The sequence below is a fragment of the Azospirillum sp. UENF 312511 genome, from assembly GCF_058780635.1.
Map to the genome: position 1 here is coordinate 502,432 of NZ_JBSNCG010000001.1, position 16,571 is coordinate 519,002.

A 16,571-nucleotide genomic window follows, 5' to 3' on the forward strand; every position below is an offset into this window, starting at 1 on the left:
GGAGGAGGAGCCGATGGCGCGGGTGCTGCTGAATTACGCGGACGGGGCCTTTCTGGCGGCGCAGAAGCGCAACGCGCGGAGCGGGATGGACATCGGCGGCTTCGACTCCGTCGCCATGCTGGGCCGAAGCCACATCGACCCGGCCTTCGTCGAGCGCAACCGCTTCATCCTCGACCAGCCGCGTGGCGCGGGCTATTGGCTGTGGAAGCCCTGGGCCATCTGGACCCTGCTGCGCGACCATCTGAAGGACGGCGACGTGCTGTTCTACTGCGACAGCGGCGCCCATTTCGTGCACCGCGCCGACCCGGTGATCGAGCGGTGCCGGGAGCGGCGCGACCTGCCCATCCTGCTGTTCACGCTGCAGGACGAATTCAAGAACCGCGGCTGGACCAAGCGCGATTGCTTCCATTTCATGCGGCTGGACCGGCCCGAATACACCGACGCCACCCAGATCCTGGCGAGTTTCATCGTCTGCGAACGGACGCCGGAAACCATCGCCTTCGTCTCCGAATGGCTGCGCTTCGCCCAGGACGAGCGTATCCTCACCGACGCGCCGAACGAGTGCGGCAAGCCGAACTACCCGGAGTTCCGCGACCACCGGCACGACCAGAGCATCCTTAGCCTGCTGGCCCGCCGCCGTGGGGTGAGCACGATCCCCGACATCTCGCAATGGGGCGATGATCGGCGCCCGCCGGAGATCCCGCGCATCCTGCTGCACACCCGCCAGCGGGACTGAGAGGGCGCATGGGCCTTTCCGAAACCGCCGAACGGGCCGCAGCACTGCACCGGCAGGCCGTCGCCGCCCAACGCGAGGGCCGCGTCCACGAGGCCATGGCGCTGTTCCAACAGGCGTTGGCGCTGCACAAGGACGCGGAGGTCTATCTGGATTTCGGCAGCCTGCTGGCCGGGCTGTCGCAATGGGGCCCGGCGGGGGCGGTCTATGCGGCGGCGCTGAAGCTGGCGCCCGACTCCCCCGACGCCCATTACGGGGTGGCGCTGTCCCTTCATGCCCAAGGGCGCCCGGCGGAGGCGGAGCCGCATTACCGCGCCGTCCTGGCGGCCTGCCCAGGGGTGGGCGCGGTGTGGAACAATCTGGGCGTGGCGCTTCAGGAGCAGGGCCGCCCCGGCGCGGCGGAGGCGGCCTACCGCGAGGCCCTGCGCCACCAGCCGGAGGACGCCGGCACCTGGAAGAATCTGGCGGTCGCGCTGGACGCTCTGGGCCGGACCGCCGAGGCCGAATCCGCCTACCGCGCGGCGCTGGCGCGCAACCCGGAGCACGCCGTTTCCCTGAACAATCTCGGCGGCCTCGCCTTGGCCGCCGGACGCCCGGACGAGGCGTGGCGGATCGGCGGACGCATGGCGGCGCTGAACCCGGCGGACCGGAACGGCTGGATGCTGCTGGGCAACGCTGCCCACGCGACGGGCCGCCGGGGCGAGGCGGTGCGGGCGAGTGCGGTGGCGGTGCGGCTGGCGCCGGACGATCCCGCCCCGCGCCACAACCATGCCAACGCGCTGGCCGCCGCCGGCCGGCGGGAGGAGGCGGTGGCCGAGTACCGGACGGTTATCCGGCTCCAGCCAGACTCCCTGGCGGCGGTCGATCTGGCGGTGGAACTGTGCGGCCTGCACGACACGGCGGGCGCCCTGGCGGTGCTGCGCGGCGCGATCGGGCGCCATCCGGAGCATGGCGCGGCGTGGCGGGTTCTCGGCCAGACGCTGACCGGCGCCTTGCGGCCGGAGGCCGCGCTCGACGCGCTGCGCCGGGCGGTGGCCCTCGATCCCGGCGACCCGGCGGGGTGGGAGGATCTCGCCGCCGCCGCGACTCTGGCCGACCGGGTTGCGCCGTCCATCGATGCCCTCCGCCGCGTCCGCCGGCTCTCCCCCGCCTACAACCCGGCGCTGGCGCAGCTGGTGCAGCAGCAGCGGCACGCCTGCGACTGGCGCGACCTGCCGGCCCTGGAGCGCGACCTGATCGGGCGGATGCGCGCCGGGGCGCTGGGCGTGCCGCCCTTCGGTCTCCTGGCGGTGGACACGACCCCGGCGGACCAGCAGGCGGCGGCGGAGCGCTGGGCGCGGCAGAAGGCGCATGGCGTGCCGGCCGTGGCGCGGCCCACGGTCTCGGGTGATGGGCGCCTGCGCATCGGCTACCTCTCCGCCGACTTCCACGAGCACGCCACCGCCTATCTGATGGCGGAGCTTCTGGAGCGGCATGACCGCAGGCGCTTCGCCGTCACCGCCTATTCCACCGGCATCGACGACGGCAGCCCGATGCGCCGCCGCCTGACCGCGGCGGTCGAGCGTTTCGTGGATCTGCGCGACCGCTCCGACCGCGACGCCGCGCAAGCCATCGCCGCCGACGGCATCGACATCCTGGTGGACCTGAAGGGCTACACGGCCTTCGCCCGCACGGCGATCCTGGCGGCGCGGCCAGCCCCGGTGCAGGTGAACTGGCTGGGCTATCCCGGCACCATGGGGGCGGACTTCATCGACGTGATCCTGGCCGACGCGGTGACCATCCCGCCGGGCGAGGAGGGGTTCTACAGCGAGGCGGTGGTGCGGCTCCCCCACTGCTACCAGCCCAACGACCGCCACCGCGCCATCGCCGAGCGCACGCCGTCGCGTGCCGACTGTGGCCTTCCGGAGGACGGCTTCGTCTTCTGCTGTTTCAACAGCCCCTACAAGCTGACGCCCGCTGTGTTCGACGTCTGGGCGCGGCTGCTGCGCGCCGTGCCGGGGAGCGTGCTGTGGCTCTACGCCGGCAACCCGCTGGTGGCCGGCAACCTGCGGCGCGAGGCGGCGGCCCGCGGGGTGGCACCGGAACGCCTCGTCTTCGCGCCGCCGCGCCCCCTGGCGGAACATCTGGCGCGGCACCGGCTGGCCGACCTGTTCCTCGACACGCTGCCCTACAACGCCCACACCACGGCCAGCGACGCGCTGTGGACCGGGCTCCCGGTGGTGACCTGCCGCGGCGCCACCTTCGCCGGGCGGGTGGCGGCCAGCCTGCTCGACACGGTGGGGCTGCCGGAACTGGTGACCGACTCGCCGGCGGCCTACGAGGCGCTGGCCCTGGACCTCGCCCGCGATCCGGCACGGCTGGCCGGGCTGAAGGCGCGCTTGGCATCGGCGCGGACGGCCAGCCCACTGTTCGACGGCGACCGCTTCGCCCGCGATCTGGAGGACGCCTATCGGGCGATCTGGCAACGCTTCGCACCGGCAGGAGACCCGCGATGACGACCACGGACCGGCGGCTTCACATCGTCGTGCCCTACCGCGACCGCGCGGCCCATCTGCGGGACTTCGTGCCGCGGGTCGGCGCTTACTTCGCAACGCTTGCCGATCCCATCGACTACCGCGTCACCATCGTCGAGCAGGAGGCCGGGCTGCCCTTCAATCGGGGCGCCATCAAGAATGTCGGCTTCCTGCTGGGCGAGGCGGAGAGCGGCTACACCTGCCTGCACGACATCGACTATCTGCCCATCGACGCCGATTACGCCTGGGTCGACCGGCCGACCCCCATCCTGTCCTTCGGGGCGGAGCAGCGGCCGGTGGCGCCCGGCCGCTCGGACCAGACGGTGACCACCGACCTGGAGAGCACGATGGGCGGCGTCCTGCTGATGCCCAACGACGTGTTCCGGCGCATCGACGGCTATTCCAACGCCTATTGGGGCTGGGGCTATGAGGATTTCGACCTGTCGCTGCGCATCCGCTCCCGCCGCATCCCGACCGCGCGGCGGCCCGGCCGGTTCGAGCCGCTGGACCACGACAACGAGGGCTTCAACCCCGACGCCTCGGCCTCGCCCATTTCACGGGTCAACAAGCGGGTGTTCCAGGCCAATTGGGCCGGCGGTACGATCCCGGAGGAGGACGGCCTGTCGAGTCTGTCCTTCGACATTCTCGACCGCCGCCCCTGCGACGGCGCGCCTCCCGACGCCACCGGGCGGTGGGAGATCGTGCGCGTCCGCCTGACCATGGCGCCGCTGCCCGGCCAGTTGGCGGCCTTCAAGGCACGCTGAACCTGTTACCTTTCGGGACACCGGCGCATCTGCGGGAAGACACCGGCGCGTTCCAATGCGTATAGTGCGCCGCTTTCGGCGGCTCTTGGCCCGCAGGACGAACACCCGCGAAACGACGAAGCGGAATGGACATGACCAGCCACGAAGACGTCTTCGACGCGCCGGAGGCGCGGCAGCCGACCATCCTGGCGGTGTACAATCAGAAGGGCGGCGTCGGCAAGACGACCACCTCCGTGAACCTCGCCCTGGCGCTGGCCGCGCTGGGCAAGAGCGTCGTCCTGATCGACTTCGACCCGCAGAGCAGCGCCACCAGCAACTTCCTGCTGCGGGAGAAGGCGCGCGTCGGCATCAACGACCTGCTGAGCCAGGACACCTTCGTCGAGGACGCCATCACCCCGACCAGCTTCGACGGGCTGTCGATGATCGTCGGCGCGCGGAAGCTCTATTCGCTGGAACACGCGCTGGACGCCCGCGGCGGGTCGCAGCGCGGCCTGCGCAAGGCGCTGCACTTCTCGCGCAACCCGCCGGATTACGTGGTGATCGACTGCCCGCCGGCGCTCGGCCATCTGGCGGCGGGCGCGCTGGCGGCGTCGGACCGGCTGGTGCTTCCCGTCTTTCCGGGGCGCTACGCGCTGGACGGGCTGAAGCGCACCCTGTCGGTGGTCGAGCACATCCAGAAGGGCATGAACCCCAACCTGTCGGTGGCCGGCATCCTGATGCTGTCGATCACCAACGACGAAGTCGGGCGCGAATCGCTGACCCTGCTGCGCTCCGAATTCCCGGAGCTGATGTTCCGCACGGCGATCCCCTACGACGTGGACGTGGTGAAGGCGACCTACCGCCGGATGCCCGCCGCGATCTTCAGCCCGGAGGGGCGGACGACCACGCGCTTCCTGGCGCTGGGCTGGGAGATCGTCCACGGCCGCGGCTCCTTGCCGACCGACGAGCAGCTGAAGCCGGCGCAGGACCGCATCCGCGCGTGGCACGCCGACACCGACTCCTCCTACACCGCCCGTCGCGCGGCGGCGCCCGACGAGGGCGACGAGTTCACGGGTGGCAGCAACGGGCGCGGTGCAGGAGCGGAGGCGCCCAAGGGCAGCGGCGGCCGGGCGCTGGTCGCGGCGGCGGTCGGGCTGATCGTCGGATTCGCCCTGGGCGCTTTGTTCGGCCAACCGCTTCTGGGCGGCGTTCTGGCGGGGCTCGGCGGGTAGCCTACAGCACCGCCTTGCGGGCGGAGAGCAGGATGCTGGTCTCGGTGGAGGCGATGCCGGCGATCTGCCGGACGCGGCGCAGCGTGTCGTCGAAGGCCTCCAGCGACTCCGTTTCGATTTCAGCGACGACGTCCCAGCGTCCGTTGGTGGTGTAGACCGTCCGCACCTCCGGAAAACCGTGCAGGCGGGCGATGACCGTCTCGGCGGCGCGGCCCTCCACCTCGATCATCGTGATGGCCCGGACCATGGCGGGCCGCAGATCCTTGCGCAGCAGCACCGTGAAGCCGGCGATGACCCCGCTCTCGACCAGACGGTCGATGCGGGCGCGCACGGTTGCGCGCGACACCTTCAGCGCGGCGGCGAGGCCGGCGACGGGCTGGCGCGCATCGGCGCGCAGCAGGCCCAGCAGGCGGTGGTCCAGGTCGTCCATGCCAGAATGATAAGCTGGGCTTGCCAGACTGTCAAAAACGCCGCCGTTCGTTGGCACTTTTCCGTCTTTCTGTCGCCGGCTCCGCTCCCGATAGTCATGGAAGGCACGATCGCACAGGGAGAGGGGCGGCATGGCGTCGGGGGATCGGGACGATCAGCGCTTCGTGGAGATCATCGGCGTTCCCATCGAGGCGGGGGCCGGCCATCCCGGCGCCCTGATGGGGCCGGCGGCGCTGCGCACGGCGGGGCTGGTCCGCGCCCTGCGCGAACTGGGGCACGAGGTTCGCGACCTTGGTGACCTGACGCCCGACCCCTGGAGCGAGGGCGACGCCGCCACGGCCCGTCTGGCGGAGATCACCGCCTGGTCGCGGGCGCTGGCCGACCGTTCCTATTCCATGATGCGGGGCGGCGGCGTGCCGGTCTTCCTGGGCGGCGACCACAGCCTGTCCATGGGCTCGGTCACCGGGGTGGCCCGCCATTGCCGGGAGACCGGCAAGCCGTTGTTCGTGCTGTGGCTGGACGCGCACGGTGACTTCAACACCCCCCACACCTCGCCGTCGGGCAACATGCACGGGATGCCGGTGGCCCTGCTGTGCGGGGAGGACGGCTTTGACGACGTCTTTCCGCCGGAGCAGCGCGCCACCGTGAACCCGGCGCACGTCCATCTGTTCGGCATCCGCTCCCTCGACCCCGGCGAGCGGCGCCTGCTGCGCGCCCGTGGGGTGGACGTGGTGGACATGCGGCTGATCGACGAGCATGGGGTCGGCGTCCACATGCGCCGCATCATCGAGCGGGTACGGCAAGCCGGCGGCCATCTGCATGTCAGCCTGGACGTGGATTTCCTCGACCCCGCCATCGCGCCGGCGGTGGGCACGGCGGTGCTGGGCGGGGCGACCTACCGCGAGGCGCACCTGATCATGGAGATGCTGCACGACGCGGGCGTCGTCGGCTCGCTGGACGTGGTGGAGCTGAACCCCTTCCTCGACGAGCGGGGCAAGAGCGCCCTCCTGCTGGTCGATCTGGTGGCCAGCCTGTTCGGGCGCCGCATCATCGACCCCGCCGTCACCCAGTCGCAGATCGGCGGCCAAGCCGTCTGACGTTCCGATAAGAAACAACTCCCGGAGAGAACGCCATGCTTCAGCACGCCGCCGACCTGATCGGGACCGAACACCGCCTGGGCGCCCACAATTACAAGCCGCTGGACGTCGTGCTGGCGCGCGGCGAGGGCGTGTATGTCTGGGACACCGAAGGCAACCGCTATCTCGACTGCCTGTCGGCCTATTCCGCCGTCAATCAGGGCCATTGCCACCCGAAGATTCTGGAGGCGATGGTGCAACAGGCGTCCAAGCTGACGCTGACCTCCCGCGCCTTCCGCAACGACCAGCTCGCGCTGTTCTACGAGGAGCTGGCGGCGCTGACCGGCTCGCACAAGATCCTGCCGATGAACAGCGGGGCGGAGGCGGTGGAATCGGCGATCAAGACGGTGCGCAAGTGGGGCTACGAGGTGCGCGGCGTGCCGGAGAACCAAGCGGAGATCATCGTCTGCTCGGACAATTTTCACGGCCGCACCATCTCCATCGTCAGCTTCAGCACCGACCCGGACGCCCGCGGCGGCTTCGGCCCCTTCACGCCGGGTTTCCGCACCGTGCCCTTCGGCGACGCGGCGGCGCTGGAGGCGGCGCTGACCCCCAACACGGTGGCCGTCCTGCTGGAGCCGATCCAGGGCGAGGCCGGCGTGGTCATCCCGCCCGCCGGCTATCTGCGCCGGGTGCGCGACCTGTGCACGGAGCGCAACGTCGTGATGATCCTGGACGAGATCCAGACCGGGCTGGGCCGCACCGGCAAGCTTCTGGCCGAGGAGCATGAGGGGGTGGAGGCCGACGTCACCCTGATCGGCAAGGCGCTGTCCGGCGGCTTCTACCCGGTGTCGGCGGTGCTGTCGAACTCCGAGGTGCTGGGCGTGCTGAAGCCCGGCCAGCACGGCAGCACCTTCGGCGGCAACCCGCTGGCCTGCGCCGTCGCCCGCGCCGCCATGCGGGTTCTGGTGGAGGAGGGCATGATCGACAACGCCGCCACCCAGGGCGCCTATTTCCTGGAGCAACTCGGCGCCATCCGCAGCAACGTGATCCGCGAGGCGCGCGGGCGCGGCCTGATGCTGGCGGTGGAGCTGCACCCGGAGGCGGGCGGGGCGCGCCGCTATTGCGAGGCGCTGCGGGCGCGCGGCGTCCTGGCGAAGGACACCCACGACCACACCATCCGCATCGCCCCGCCGCTGGTCATCACCCGCGAGCAGGTCGATTGGGCGCTGGAGCAGTTCGACGCCGTCCTGACGGGAACCGCCGTTCCGTAAAAGGCCGGGGCCGTCGAATTCGGCCTTTTTAGCCCTCTCCCCTCCGGGGAGAGGGTGGCCCGGAGGGCCGGTGAGGGGGTTGCGCTTGTGCCGGACGTACCGCCAAGCGCCCCCCCCTCACCCTAACCCTCTCCCCAGGGGGGAGAGGGGATCTTGACGCGACAGCCCAGCGCAAAAGGCGCTTGCGGCCCGCCCCAGCCTTCGCCACGGTGGGGGCGGGCTTCTCATTCATCCGGCAGCGATCCGCCATGCACAGCGCCATCATCGACCTCCCGTCCGCCACCCCCGGCACCCGGCGGACCCTGACCGTCCAGCGCTTCGGCACGGCGGGCGCGCGGCCCTGCGCCTACATCCAGGCGTCGCTGCACGCCGACGAGATCCCGGCGATGCTGGTGGCCGACAAGCTGCGCCGCATCCTGACCGCGCTGGAGGCCGAGGGGCGGATCGCCGGCGAGGTGATCCTCGTCCCGGTCGCCAACCCGGTGGGTCTGGGCCAGTCGCTGATGGACCATCATCTGGGCCGCTTCGACCAGGACGACGGCAAGAACTTCAACCGCGACTACCCCCACCTGACCGAGGCGGTGGCCGAGCGCGTGGCCGACCGGCTGACCGACGACGGCGAGGCCAACAAGGCCGCCATCCGCGCCGCCCTGGCCGAGTCCCTGGCCGAGCGCCGCCCGCGCACCGAGACGGAGCACATGAAGCACCGTCTTCTGGACCTGGCGCTCCAGGCCGATTGGGTGCTGGACCTGCATTGCGACCTGGAAGCGGTGATGCACCTCTACACCCTGACGCCCTCGGCGGAGGCCTTCGCCCCGTTGCAGCGGCTTCTCGGCGCGCAGGCGGTCTTCCTGGCCGAGGAATCCGGCGGCGACCCCTTCGACGAGGCGGTCAGCCGCCCCTGGAACGAGCTTGCCAAGCGCTGGCCCGACCGCCCGATCCCCTTCGGCTGCCATTCCGTGACCGTGGAACTGCGCGGGCAGGCCGACGTGGAACACGCCCAGGGCGAAGCGGACGCCCAGGCGATCGCCGGCTTCCTCACCCATGCCGGCGTCCTGTCCGGCGAGCCTCCGGCCCTGCCGGAGCCGCTGTGCGCCCCGACCCCGCTGGAATCCTCCGAACCGCTGACCGCCCCGGTGGGCGGTGTGGTCGTCTTCCACCACAAGGCGGGTGACCGCGTGGAGGCCGGCGCCGTGGTCGCCGACATCCTCGACCCGCTGACCGGCGACGTGACTCCGGTGCGCTGCGAATCGGCGGGCGTCCTCTACGCCCACAGCGCGACCCGCTTCACCCTGGCGGGCAAGCGGATCGCCAAGGTGGCGGGGTCGACGCTGCGGCGTACGGGGCCGTTGCTGAGCGCGTGATACAGCCGGACGATGATTGCGTCCGTTATTGTCCAACCGTGACATCCGGCAGATCAATGCGTTGGCACGGATCGAGAGGGCTATGTCGGTAGCGCCTTGCAGGGGGGGCGGCATGAGGTGGCAGCCTTGCCCATGCTCGCTCTCTCAATCCGTGTCACCACGCCGATCCGGATTTGATTTTATCAAGGATCTTTTCGTTTTCTTTCGCATGATTGTTCACGTCCGCTTCGGCCAACATCTTGATGGCGGATTCGAATTTTTCCGATTTGAAGCCAAGCTCGTTTAGCCGTTGTCCGGCTTGGCGTTCTTCATCACTCTGCACGTAGCGCTCATCGCCAGCGTTCATAAAGTACGGAGTGCTAACATTTCCAAAGGATTTTTTGGCGGCTTCGAATTCTGCAGAGCCCTCGGCATTCTTGCCGAAGATTTCGCTTTGCATTTGCTGCATCGCGGCGATTTCCTGAGCGCCGGTCATGCCGCTGTTTTTGATCGCGCTGCGCCGCGCGGCGGTCTGACTCATCTGCTCTGCCGAAATGTCAAGCGGGCCGGGCGTTCCGGATGCACGGCCTGAGAGGGATTCGACGGCATCGGATGCCTTCCCCCAGAATGTGTTGGCGCGTTGTTGCTTCAAATGACTGGACAGAGCAAGTCCCAGGTCCCGCGCGCTTATTGCTCCGGAGGAAACCAAGTTTCCAAGTTTGCTCCGATCCTCGGTTGAAAGCTGTGAGAAGACCTTAAGGGAGTTCTCCCTTCAATTCCGAGGCGAGAGGGCTGAGGACAATGGAATCTTGTTGAGAGCCTGCGCGGCTGAAGGCCTGAGCGCCATCGTTTCTTGTTGACGCGGCGCCGGGCGGGGGCGTGGCCGGGATCGTCTTTGCTGCGCTTGTGGCTCCCGATAGATCGGAGACAGTCATATCGATCTCCTTCGTCTACGAAATTTACAAAAGGCGTTTCAGGAAATGCTTCTTCGATATCTAAGTATTAGATTTCGAATGATCGCATCATCATGTTTATGTTCTATCTTTATCTTTAATTGGTTGTTAATTCAATCAGAAATTTGTCGCGCGGTAATACTATATTATATAAAATTACTTAAATCATTTTTAACATAAACGGCATAGACATGTATTTGTCGCGCGAAATAAACAAATAACTAATTGCAAATTACTTTGCTATTCCGTTCGTTGTGTAGAAGATGTGTCGGATGATTATAGTATAGAAAAATTGTTGGCTGTGTAGTTTCCCTCAAAAGGCGTTCTCGCTATCGCCTAAATTTAGAGCTCTATTTATAGCTGGAGAAATTGGTGAAAGGAGAATTCGCCAAATAACCTCCCGTTAATCCGTGAACCGAAACGCACTTGACGTACATACCAACTGACCGGTATGTTTCACCCATGCCGAGACCTGCCAAACATCACCCCGAACGCGGCGATGCCCGCATCCGGCTCCTCGAAGCGGCGCGGGACGTCATCCGGGCCAAGGGCTTCGCGGCGACCTCCGTCGATGATCTCTGTAAGGTGGCGGGGGTCACCAAGGGCGCGTTCTTCCATCATTTCGAAACCAAGGAAGCGCTCGGTGTCGCCGCCGCCGCCTATTGGGCGGAAACCACCTCGGCCTTCTTCGCGAACGCGCCGTACCACCGGCTCGACGACCCGCTCGACCGGCTGTTCGGCTATGTCGAGTTCCGCAAGGCGATCATCGACGGCGATCCCGCCGAATTCACCTGCCTCGTCGGGACCATGACGCAGGAGGTCTACGGGTCTTATCCGGCGATCCGCGACGCCTGCGCCGCCAGCATCTTCGGCCACGCGGCGACGCTCGAACCGGACATCGCGGCGGCCATGGCGGCGCGCGGGATCGCGGCCGACTGGACCCCGGCAAGCCTCGCGCGGCACACCCAGGCCGTGCTCCAGGGCGCCTTCATCCTCGCCAAGGCGACCGGCGGGCGCGAGGACGCGCTGGAGAGCGTCGATCACCTGAAACGCTACCTCACGCTGCTCTTTTCACAACCCCGTTCGAAAGGGAATCCCCATGACGGAAGGTGAGCGCGACCTCGTTCTGACCCGCAGCCTCGACGCGCCGCGCGGCGCGCTGTGGCGCTGCTGGACCGAACCCGAGCTGCTGAAACAGTGGTTCTGCCCCAAGCCCTGGTTCGTGTCCGAGGCACGGATGGACCTGCGGCCGGGCGGCGAGTTCTTCACGCTGATGAACGGTCCGAACGGCGAAGCCTTCGGCGAGCCCGGCGTCTTCCTCGACGTGGAGGAGGGGCGGCGTCTGGTCTTCACCGACGCTTTCCGCCCCGGCTGGCGGCCGTCGGGCCGGGCCTTCATGACCGCCGACGTGCGGTTCGAGGACGCGGGCGCCGGCCAGACCCTCTACACCGCGCGCGCCATGCACTGGAGCGCCGAGGCGCGCGACGAGCACGAAAAGATGGGCTTCCACGAAGGCTGGGGCAAAGCGACCGACCAGCTCGAAGCCCTCGCCAAGACGCTCTGACCCAAGAACAGTCTGACCGGGAGGAAACGACAGCATGGAACCGACGATCTACCTGTTCTTCAACGGGACCTGCCTGGAGGCGATGACCCACTACGCCGAAACCCTCGGCGGCGAGGTCGTCTACGTGTTCCGCAACGGCGACGCCCCGGATGCGGACAGCCGCATGCCCGGCGGCGATCACCTCGTGATGAACATGATGGTGAAGCTGGGGGCGACCACGGTGATGGCGTCCGACTCGCCGGACAGCATGTACAGCAAGCCGCAGGGATTCCGGGTGCAGATCGCCCCGCCGTCGCTCGCCGAGTTCGACCGTATCTTCGCCGTGCTGGCGAAGGACGCCCGGTCCGTGGAGATGCCGCCGGGCGAGACCTTCTGGGCCAAGCGCTTCGCCATGGTCACCGACCGCTTCGGCACGCCCTGGATGCTGAACCATACCGGCGCGAAAGGGCCGGACGCGGCGGCGCCCTGACGGACGGGGCCGAAACTTCAAACAAGCAAGGGGAGGGGAGACATGTCTTACATCGACGGTTTCGTCATCGCCGTTCCGACGGCCAACAAGCAGGCCTTCATCGACCACGCCAACAAGGCCGACAGCGTGTTCAAGGAACTCGGCGCGACGCGCGTGCTCGAATGCTGGGGCGACGACGTGCCCAACGGCAAGCTCACCGATTTCCGCCGGGCCGTGCAGGCGACGGAGGACGAGACGGTCGTCTTCTCCTGGATCGAATGGCCGGACAAGGCCACGCGGGACGCCGCCATGAAGCGGATGGAAGAGCTGATGAAGACCGACGAGCGGTTCAGCGCGGAGAAAAATCCGATGCCCTTCGACGGCAAGCGGCTGATCTTCGGCGGGTTCGCGCCGGTCGTCGAGTTGTGAGCGGGCGCTTCAGGAGCCGGTGAGCGCGCCAGCCTCGCTGATTGAAAGACCGAGGTCCGCGGCGGCGCCGCGCATCAGCGCCACCGCGTCCCGGTCCCTCATGCGCCGGTATCCTGCCTCGGCCAGCGCCGTCCGCCGCGCACCGTCGGCGACCAGCGCGCAGGCGGCCTCGACCAGCCCGTCGTAGGGGGCGAAGGCCATGGCGTCCAGCAGGTCGGGGTCGATCTCTGTGCCGGGGTGGCGCTCGGCCAGCACCGCCTTACGGTTCGACAGCAGGTGCGAGACGCGGACGATCTCGAAGATGCCCGCCTCGTAGTAATGCAGGTTCAGCACCAGCTTGGCGTCGGCGACGAAGCCGTCGCGCAGCGCCCCGTAATAATGCTGGAGGCTGACCACGGTCAGGCCGCGCTCGCCCAGCGCGTCGAGGATGGCGCGGCGGCGCGGGTTCACGGCGCCGTAGAACAGCACGTCGATGCCGGGGGAGGGGCTGTTCGGGATGCGGGTCATCTCGTCCACATGCCCGATGGGAACGAGGCGCGCCCGGATGCCCTGGCCGGCCAGATCGGCGATGTTGCGCGGGCTGTAGTCCCACACCCGGCAGCGGCGCAGCAGGTCCAGGTAATGGGCGTTGCGCGGGTGGATCGTGGCGATCTGCTCCAGATTGTAGAGGATGGTGCCGCTGGGCAGACGGTCGCCTTCCTCCGGCGTCAGGTCGTGGCCGCCCAGGACGATGGCGCGGCGCCGGCGGCCGACGCGGTTCCACACGATCTCCGCGTCGATGCCCAGGCGGCGCAGCGCGAAACGCAGGGTTTCCGCGACCTCCAAAAAGACGCTGGCCCCGGCGTCGCCCAACCCGTTCTTCTTGATGATGACGATGTCGATCCCGCCGGCCATGCGCTTGTCCCTCTGCCCCGCACCCTCATCCTAAAGCGCGGGCGGGCGGGCGCACAAAAAGAAACCCTCCTTCCCTTGCGGGAAGGAGGGCATGCAGTCTGGGGACTTCGCTGAAAAATCAGGCCAAAAATCAGGCCGGAACCAGCTCCTCCAGGGAGCGCTCGATGATGTCCAAGCCCTCGTCCACCAGTGCGTCCGACGCGGTCAGCGGAACCAGGATGCGGATCACGTTGCCGTAGGTGCCGCAGGACAGCAGGACGAGGCCCTTTTCCGCCGCCTTGGCGACCAGCGCCTTGGTCAGCTCCGGCGCCGGCTCCTTGGTGCCGCGGTCCTTCACCAGCTCCATGGCGATCATGCCGCCCAGGTTGCGCACGTCGCCGATCACCGACAGCGTGTTGCGCTGGGCCATGCTGCGGAAGCGGCCGGCGATGCGCTCGCCCAGGTCGTTGGAGCGCTGGATCAGCTTCTCCTCTTCGATGACGTCCAGCACGGCCAGCGCCGCGGTGGTCGCCAGCGGGCTGCCGGCGTAGGTGCCGCCGATGCCGCCGGGGATCGGGGCGTCCATGAACTCCGCCTTGCCGGTGACCGCCGACAGCGGGAAGCCGCCGGCCAAGCTCTTCGCCATGGTCATCAGGTCGGGCTCGACGCCGGAATGCTCGATGGCGAACATCTTGCCGGTGCGGGCGAAGCCGGTCTGGATCTCGTCGATGATCAGCAGGATGCCGTTGTCGTCGCAGATCTTGCGCAGGGCCTGCAGGAACTCCGGCGGGGCGATGTTGAAGCCGCCCTCACCCTGCACCGGCTCCACGATGATCGCGGCGACGCGGGTGGCGTCCACGTCCGACTTGAACAGCTGCTCCAGCGCCTTCAGGCTGTCCTGGACGCTGACCCCACGGTAGGCGTTGGGGAAGGGCGCGTGGTAGACCTCGGCCGGGAAGGGGCCGAAGCCGACCTTGTAGGGCACGACCTTGCCGGTCAGCGCCATCGCCAGCAGCGTGCGGCCGTGGAAGGCGCCGGAGAAGGCGATCACGCCCGGACGGCCCGTGTGGGCGCGGGCGATCTTCACGGCGTTCTCGACGGCTTCCGCACCCGTGGTGAAGAAGGCGGTCTTCTTCGGCGTGGAGCCCGGAACCAGCGCGTTCAGCCGCTCCGCCAGGGTCACGAAGGACTCGTAGGGCGTGACCATCGCGCAGGTGTGGGTGAAGCGGTCGAGCTGGGCCTTCACCGCCTCGATGATCTTCGGATGGCGGTGGCCGGTGTTCAGCACCGCGATGCCGCCCGCGAAGTCGATGAAGCGGTTGCCCTCGACGTCCCACAGCTCGGCGTTCTCGGCGCGGTCGACATAGACCGGCATGGCGTTGGCGAGGCCGCGCGGAACGGCGGCGTTGCGACGATCCTGGAAGGACTGGTTGCTCATCTCAAACCCCCGATTGGAAAGGATGGCGTCAGGCGCCCAGGCCGACGCACAGGTACTTGATCTCCAGGAAGTCCTCCACACCGTACTTGGAGCCTTCCCGCCCGATGCCCGACTGCTTGATGCCGCCGAACGGCGCGACCTCGGTCGACAGGATGCCTTCGTTGATGCCGACCATGCCGTATTCGAGCTGCTCGGCCACCCGCCACACCCGGCCGATGTCCCGGCTGTAGAAATAGGCGGCCAGACCGAACTCGGTGTCGTTCGCCATGCGGATGGCGTCGGCTTCCGTCTCGAACTTGAACAGCGGGGCGACCGGGCCGAAGATTTCCTCGCGGGCCACGCGCATCCCGGTGGTGACGCCGGTCAGGATCGTCGGCTCGAAGAAGGTGCCGCCCAGGCCATGCCGCTTGCCGCCGAGCGCGACCTTGGCGCCCTTGGCCAGCGCGTCGCCCATCAGCTCCTCGACCTTCTCGACGGCTTGGCCGTTGATCATCGGGCCCTGGGTGACCCCGGCCTCCATGCCGTTGCCGACGCGGATCTGCTTCACCGCCTCGGCCAGCTTGGCGGCGAAGGCGTCGTAGACGCCGGCCTGGACCAGCAGGCGGTTCGCGCAGACGCAGGTCTGGCCGGAGTTGCGGTACTTGGACGCGAGGGCGCCCTTGACCGCCTCGTCCAGGTCGGCGTCGTCGAACACGATGAAGGGCGCGTTGCCGCCCAGCTCCAGCGACACCTTCTTCACCGTGTCGGCGGACTGGCGCATCAGGATCTTGCCGACCTCGGTCGAGCCGGTGAAGGACAGCTTGCGCACGATCGGGCTGGCGGTCAGCTCGCCGCCGATGGCGACGGGGTCGGACCCGGTGACGATGTTAAACACCCCGGCCGGGACGCCCGCGCGCTCGGCCAGTTCGGCCAGCGCCAGGGCGGACAGCGGGGTGTCCTCCGCCGGCTTGACCACGATGGTGCAGCCGGCGGCCAGCGCCGGGCCGACCTTGCGGGTGATCATCGCGTTGGGGAAGTTCCACGGGGTGATCGCCGCGACGACGCCGATCGGCTCCTTCAGGACGACGATGCGCTTGTTGCCGGCGAAGCTGGGGATCACGTCGCCGTAGACCCGCTTGCCCTCCTCGGCGAACCACTCGATGAAGCTGGCGCCGTAGGCGACCTCGCCACGGGCCTCGGCCAGCGGCTTGCCCTGCTCCAAGGTCATCAGGACGGCCAGATCCTCCTGCGCCGCCATGATCAGCTCGAACCAGCGGCGCAGGATGGCCGCGCGCTCCTTCGCGGTCTTGGCGCGCCACGCGGGCAGGGCGGCGTCGGCGGCGTTGATGGCCTGCCGCGTCTCTTCCGCGCCGACATCGGCGACCTGGGCCAGTTCCTCGCCCGTCGCCGGGTTGGTCACCGCGAAGGTCTTGCCGGAGAAGGCGTCGCGCCACGCGCCGTTCACATAGGCTTGTGTCCGAAGAAGGCTCTGGTCGTTCAGCGACAGCATGGGAATCAGCCTCGATTTGCGATGTGAAGGGAGC

Annotated in this window: 16 protein-coding genes; 11 read left to right on the forward strand and 5 right to left on the reverse strand. The window is 68.3% G+C overall.

Annotated features, from left to right (window positions below; all coding sequences use genetic code 11):
- Positions 1-13 precede the first annotated feature (13 nt).
- The 4 genes from ACWPN7_RS02210 (at position 14) to ACWPN7_RS02225 (ending at position 5,221) form a co-directional block, all read left to right on the forward strand.
- Positions 14-736: a hypothetical protein gene (locus ACWPN7_RS02210; protein WP_040134537.1), complete on the forward strand. Its 723-nt coding sequence runs from the start codon at positions 14-16 to the stop codon at positions 734-736.
- Between the two features lie 8 nt (positions 737-744).
- The gene (locus ACWPN7_RS02215) at positions 745-3,228 is read left to right on the forward strand and encodes a tetratricopeptide repeat protein (RefSeq protein ID WP_459197812.1); all 2,484 of its coding nucleotides are present in this window, start codon (positions 745-747) and stop codon (positions 3,226-3,228) included.
- Positions 3,225-4,010, forward strand: coding sequence for a galactosyltransferase-related protein (locus tag ACWPN7_RS02220; protein WP_459197813.1), 786 nt, complete (start codon positions 3,225-3,227; stop codon positions 4,008-4,010). Before ACWPN7_RS02215 ends, ACWPN7_RS02220 begins: the two co-directional genes overlap by 4 nt.
- Before the next feature lie 131 nt (positions 4,011-4,141).
- Positions 4,142-5,221, forward strand: a complete 1,080-nt coding sequence (locus tag ACWPN7_RS02225) for a ParA family protein (RefSeq protein WP_492273100.1) — start codon at positions 4,142-4,144, stop codon at positions 5,219-5,221.
- Between the two features lies 1 nt (position 5,222).
- Here the strand turns inward: ACWPN7_RS02225 and ACWPN7_RS02230 are convergent, their stop codons facing one another.
- Positions 5,223-5,651: an Lrp/AsnC family transcriptional regulator gene (locus tag ACWPN7_RS02230; protein ID WP_014198205.1), complete on the reverse strand. Its 429-nt coding sequence runs from the start codon at positions 5,649-5,651 to the stop codon at positions 5,223-5,225.
- Between the two features lie 130 nt (positions 5,652-5,781).
- Here ACWPN7_RS02230 and rocF point away from each other — a divergent pair, with 130 nt between their 5' ends.
- The 3 genes from rocF (at position 5,782) to ACWPN7_RS02245 (ending at position 9,364) form a co-directional block, all read left to right on the forward strand.
- On the forward strand, positions 5,782-6,747 hold the full coding sequence (gene rocF, locus ACWPN7_RS02235; RefSeq protein WP_459197815.1) for an arginase: 966 nt from the start codon (positions 5,782-5,784) through the stop codon (positions 6,745-6,747).
- Positions 6,748-6,782: 35 nt separating this feature from the next.
- The gene (gene rocD / locus ACWPN7_RS02240) at positions 6,783-8,000 is read left to right on the forward strand and encodes an ornithine--oxo-acid transaminase (RefSeq protein WP_459197816.1); all 1,218 of its coding nucleotides are present in this window, start codon (positions 6,783-6,785) and stop codon (positions 7,998-8,000) included.
- A 248-nt stretch (positions 8,001-8,248) separates the two neighbouring features.
- Positions 8,249-9,364 (forward strand): M14 family metallopeptidase, encoded by a 1,116-nt coding sequence (locus tag ACWPN7_RS02245; protein WP_103041052.1) that lies wholly within the window; start codon positions 8,249-8,251, stop codon positions 9,362-9,364.
- A 154-nt stretch (positions 9,365-9,518) separates the two neighbouring features.
- Here ACWPN7_RS02245 and ACWPN7_RS02250 read toward each other — a convergent pair whose 3' ends face one another.
- Positions 9,519-10,052: a hypothetical protein gene (locus ACWPN7_RS02250; protein ID WP_492273101.1), complete on the reverse strand. Its 534-nt coding sequence runs from the start codon at positions 10,050-10,052 to the stop codon at positions 9,519-9,521.
- A 706-nt stretch (positions 10,053-10,758) separates the two neighbouring features.
- On the opposite strand from ACWPN7_RS02250, the gene ACWPN7_RS02255 reads away from it, so the two are divergent.
- From ACWPN7_RS02255 to ACWPN7_RS02270, 4 genes are read left to right on the forward strand one after another with little or no spacing between them, the layout of a single operon-like run.
- Positions 10,759-11,409: a TetR/AcrR family transcriptional regulator gene (locus ACWPN7_RS02255; protein WP_149650244.1), complete on the forward strand. Its 651-nt coding sequence runs from the start codon at positions 10,759-10,761 to the stop codon at positions 11,407-11,409.
- Complete coding sequence (locus ACWPN7_RS02260) at positions 11,396-11,860, forward strand: SRPBCC family protein (protein ID WP_459197818.1); 465 nt, start codon at positions 11,396-11,398, stop codon at positions 11,858-11,860. The genes ACWPN7_RS02255 and ACWPN7_RS02260 overlap by 14 nt, the downstream gene beginning before the upstream one ends.
- Before the next feature lie 34 nt (positions 11,861-11,894).
- Positions 11,895-12,329: a VOC family protein gene (locus ACWPN7_RS02265; RefSeq protein WP_040134527.1), complete on the forward strand. Its 435-nt coding sequence runs from the start codon at positions 11,895-11,897 to the stop codon at positions 12,327-12,329.
- Between the two features lie 42 nt (positions 12,330-12,371).
- Positions 12,372-12,737 carry a DUF1428 domain-containing protein gene (locus ACWPN7_RS02270; RefSeq protein WP_040134526.1) on the forward strand — a complete coding sequence of 122 codons (366 nt, stop codon included), beginning with the start codon at positions 12,372-12,374 and terminating at the stop codon, positions 12,735-12,737.
- A 9-nt stretch (positions 12,738-12,746) separates the two neighbouring features.
- Here the strand turns inward: ACWPN7_RS02270 and ACWPN7_RS02275 are convergent, their stop codons facing one another.
- From ACWPN7_RS02275 to gabD, 3 genes are all read right to left on the reverse strand, one after another.
- A complete protein-coding gene (locus ACWPN7_RS02275) occupies positions 12,747-13,631 on the reverse strand; it encodes a CgeB family protein (RefSeq protein WP_459197819.1) in 885 nt (294 codons plus the stop codon).
- A 130-nt stretch (positions 13,632-13,761) separates the two neighbouring features.
- The gene (gabT, locus tag ACWPN7_RS02280; RefSeq protein ID WP_459197820.1) at positions 13,762-15,048 is read right to left on the reverse strand and encodes a 4-aminobutyrate--2-oxoglutarate transaminase; all 1,287 of its coding nucleotides are present in this window, start codon (positions 15,046-15,048) and stop codon (positions 13,762-13,764) included.
- 28 nt (positions 15,049-15,076) lie between these two features.
- Positions 15,077-16,537, reverse strand: a complete 1,461-nt coding sequence (gabD, locus tag ACWPN7_RS02285) for an NADP-dependent succinate-semialdehyde dehydrogenase (RefSeq protein ID WP_176025329.1) — start codon at positions 16,535-16,537, stop codon at positions 15,077-15,079.
- Positions 16,538-16,571 lie beyond the last annotated feature (34 nt).

What these genes read in the sequence shown, in the direction of transcription:
- ACWPN7_RS02210 (WP_040134537.1), top strand. Translation starts at nt 14, where the DNA reads ATGGCGCGGGTGCTGCTGAATTACGCGGACGGGGCCTTTCTGGCGGCG.
- ACWPN7_RS02215 (WP_459197812.1), top strand. Translation starts at nt 745, where the DNA reads ATGGGCCTTTCCGAAACCGCCGAACGGGCCGCAGCACTGCACCGGCAG.
- ACWPN7_RS02220 (WP_459197813.1), top strand. Translation starts at nt 3,225, where the DNA reads ATGACGACCACGGACCGGCGGCTTCACATCGTCGTGCCCTACCGCGAC.
- ACWPN7_RS02225 (WP_492273100.1), top strand. Translation starts at nt 4,142, where the DNA reads ATGACCAGCCACGAAGACGTCTTCGACGCGCCGGAGGCGCGGCAGCCG.
- ACWPN7_RS02230 (WP_014198205.1), bottom strand. Translation starts at nt 5,651, where the DNA reads ATGGACGACCTGGACCACCGCCTGCTGGGCCTGCTGCGCGCCGATGCG.
- rocF (WP_459197815.1), top strand. Translation starts at nt 5,782, where the DNA reads ATGGCGTCGGGGGATCGGGACGATCAGCGCTTCGTGGAGATCATCGGC.
- rocD (WP_459197816.1), top strand. Translation starts at nt 6,783, where the DNA reads ATGCTTCAGCACGCCGCCGACCTGATCGGGACCGAACACCGCCTGGGC.
- ACWPN7_RS02245 (WP_103041052.1), top strand. Translation starts at nt 8,249, where the DNA reads ATGCACAGCGCCATCATCGACCTCCCGTCCGCCACCCCCGGCACCCGG.
- ACWPN7_RS02255 (WP_149650244.1), top strand. Translation starts at nt 10,759, where the DNA reads ATGCCGAGACCTGCCAAACATCACCCCGAACGCGGCGATGCCCGCATC.
- ACWPN7_RS02260 (WP_459197818.1), top strand. Translation starts at nt 11,396, where the DNA reads ATGACGGAAGGTGAGCGCGACCTCGTTCTGACCCGCAGCCTCGACGCG.
- ACWPN7_RS02265 (WP_040134527.1), top strand. Translation starts at nt 11,895, where the DNA reads ATGGAACCGACGATCTACCTGTTCTTCAACGGGACCTGCCTGGAGGCG.
- ACWPN7_RS02270 (WP_040134526.1), top strand. Translation starts at nt 12,372, where the DNA reads ATGTCTTACATCGACGGTTTCGTCATCGCCGTTCCGACGGCCAACAAG.
- ACWPN7_RS02275 (WP_459197819.1), bottom strand. Translation starts at nt 13,631, where the DNA reads ATGGCCGGCGGGATCGACATCGTCATCATCAAGAAGAACGGGTTGGGC.
- gabT (WP_459197820.1), bottom strand. Translation starts at nt 15,048, where the DNA reads ATGAGCAACCAGTCCTTCCAGGATCGTCGCAACGCCGCCGTTCCGCGC.
- gabD (WP_176025329.1), bottom strand. Translation starts at nt 16,537, where the DNA reads ATGCTGTCGCTGAACGACCAGAGCCTTCTTCGGACACAAGCCTATGTG.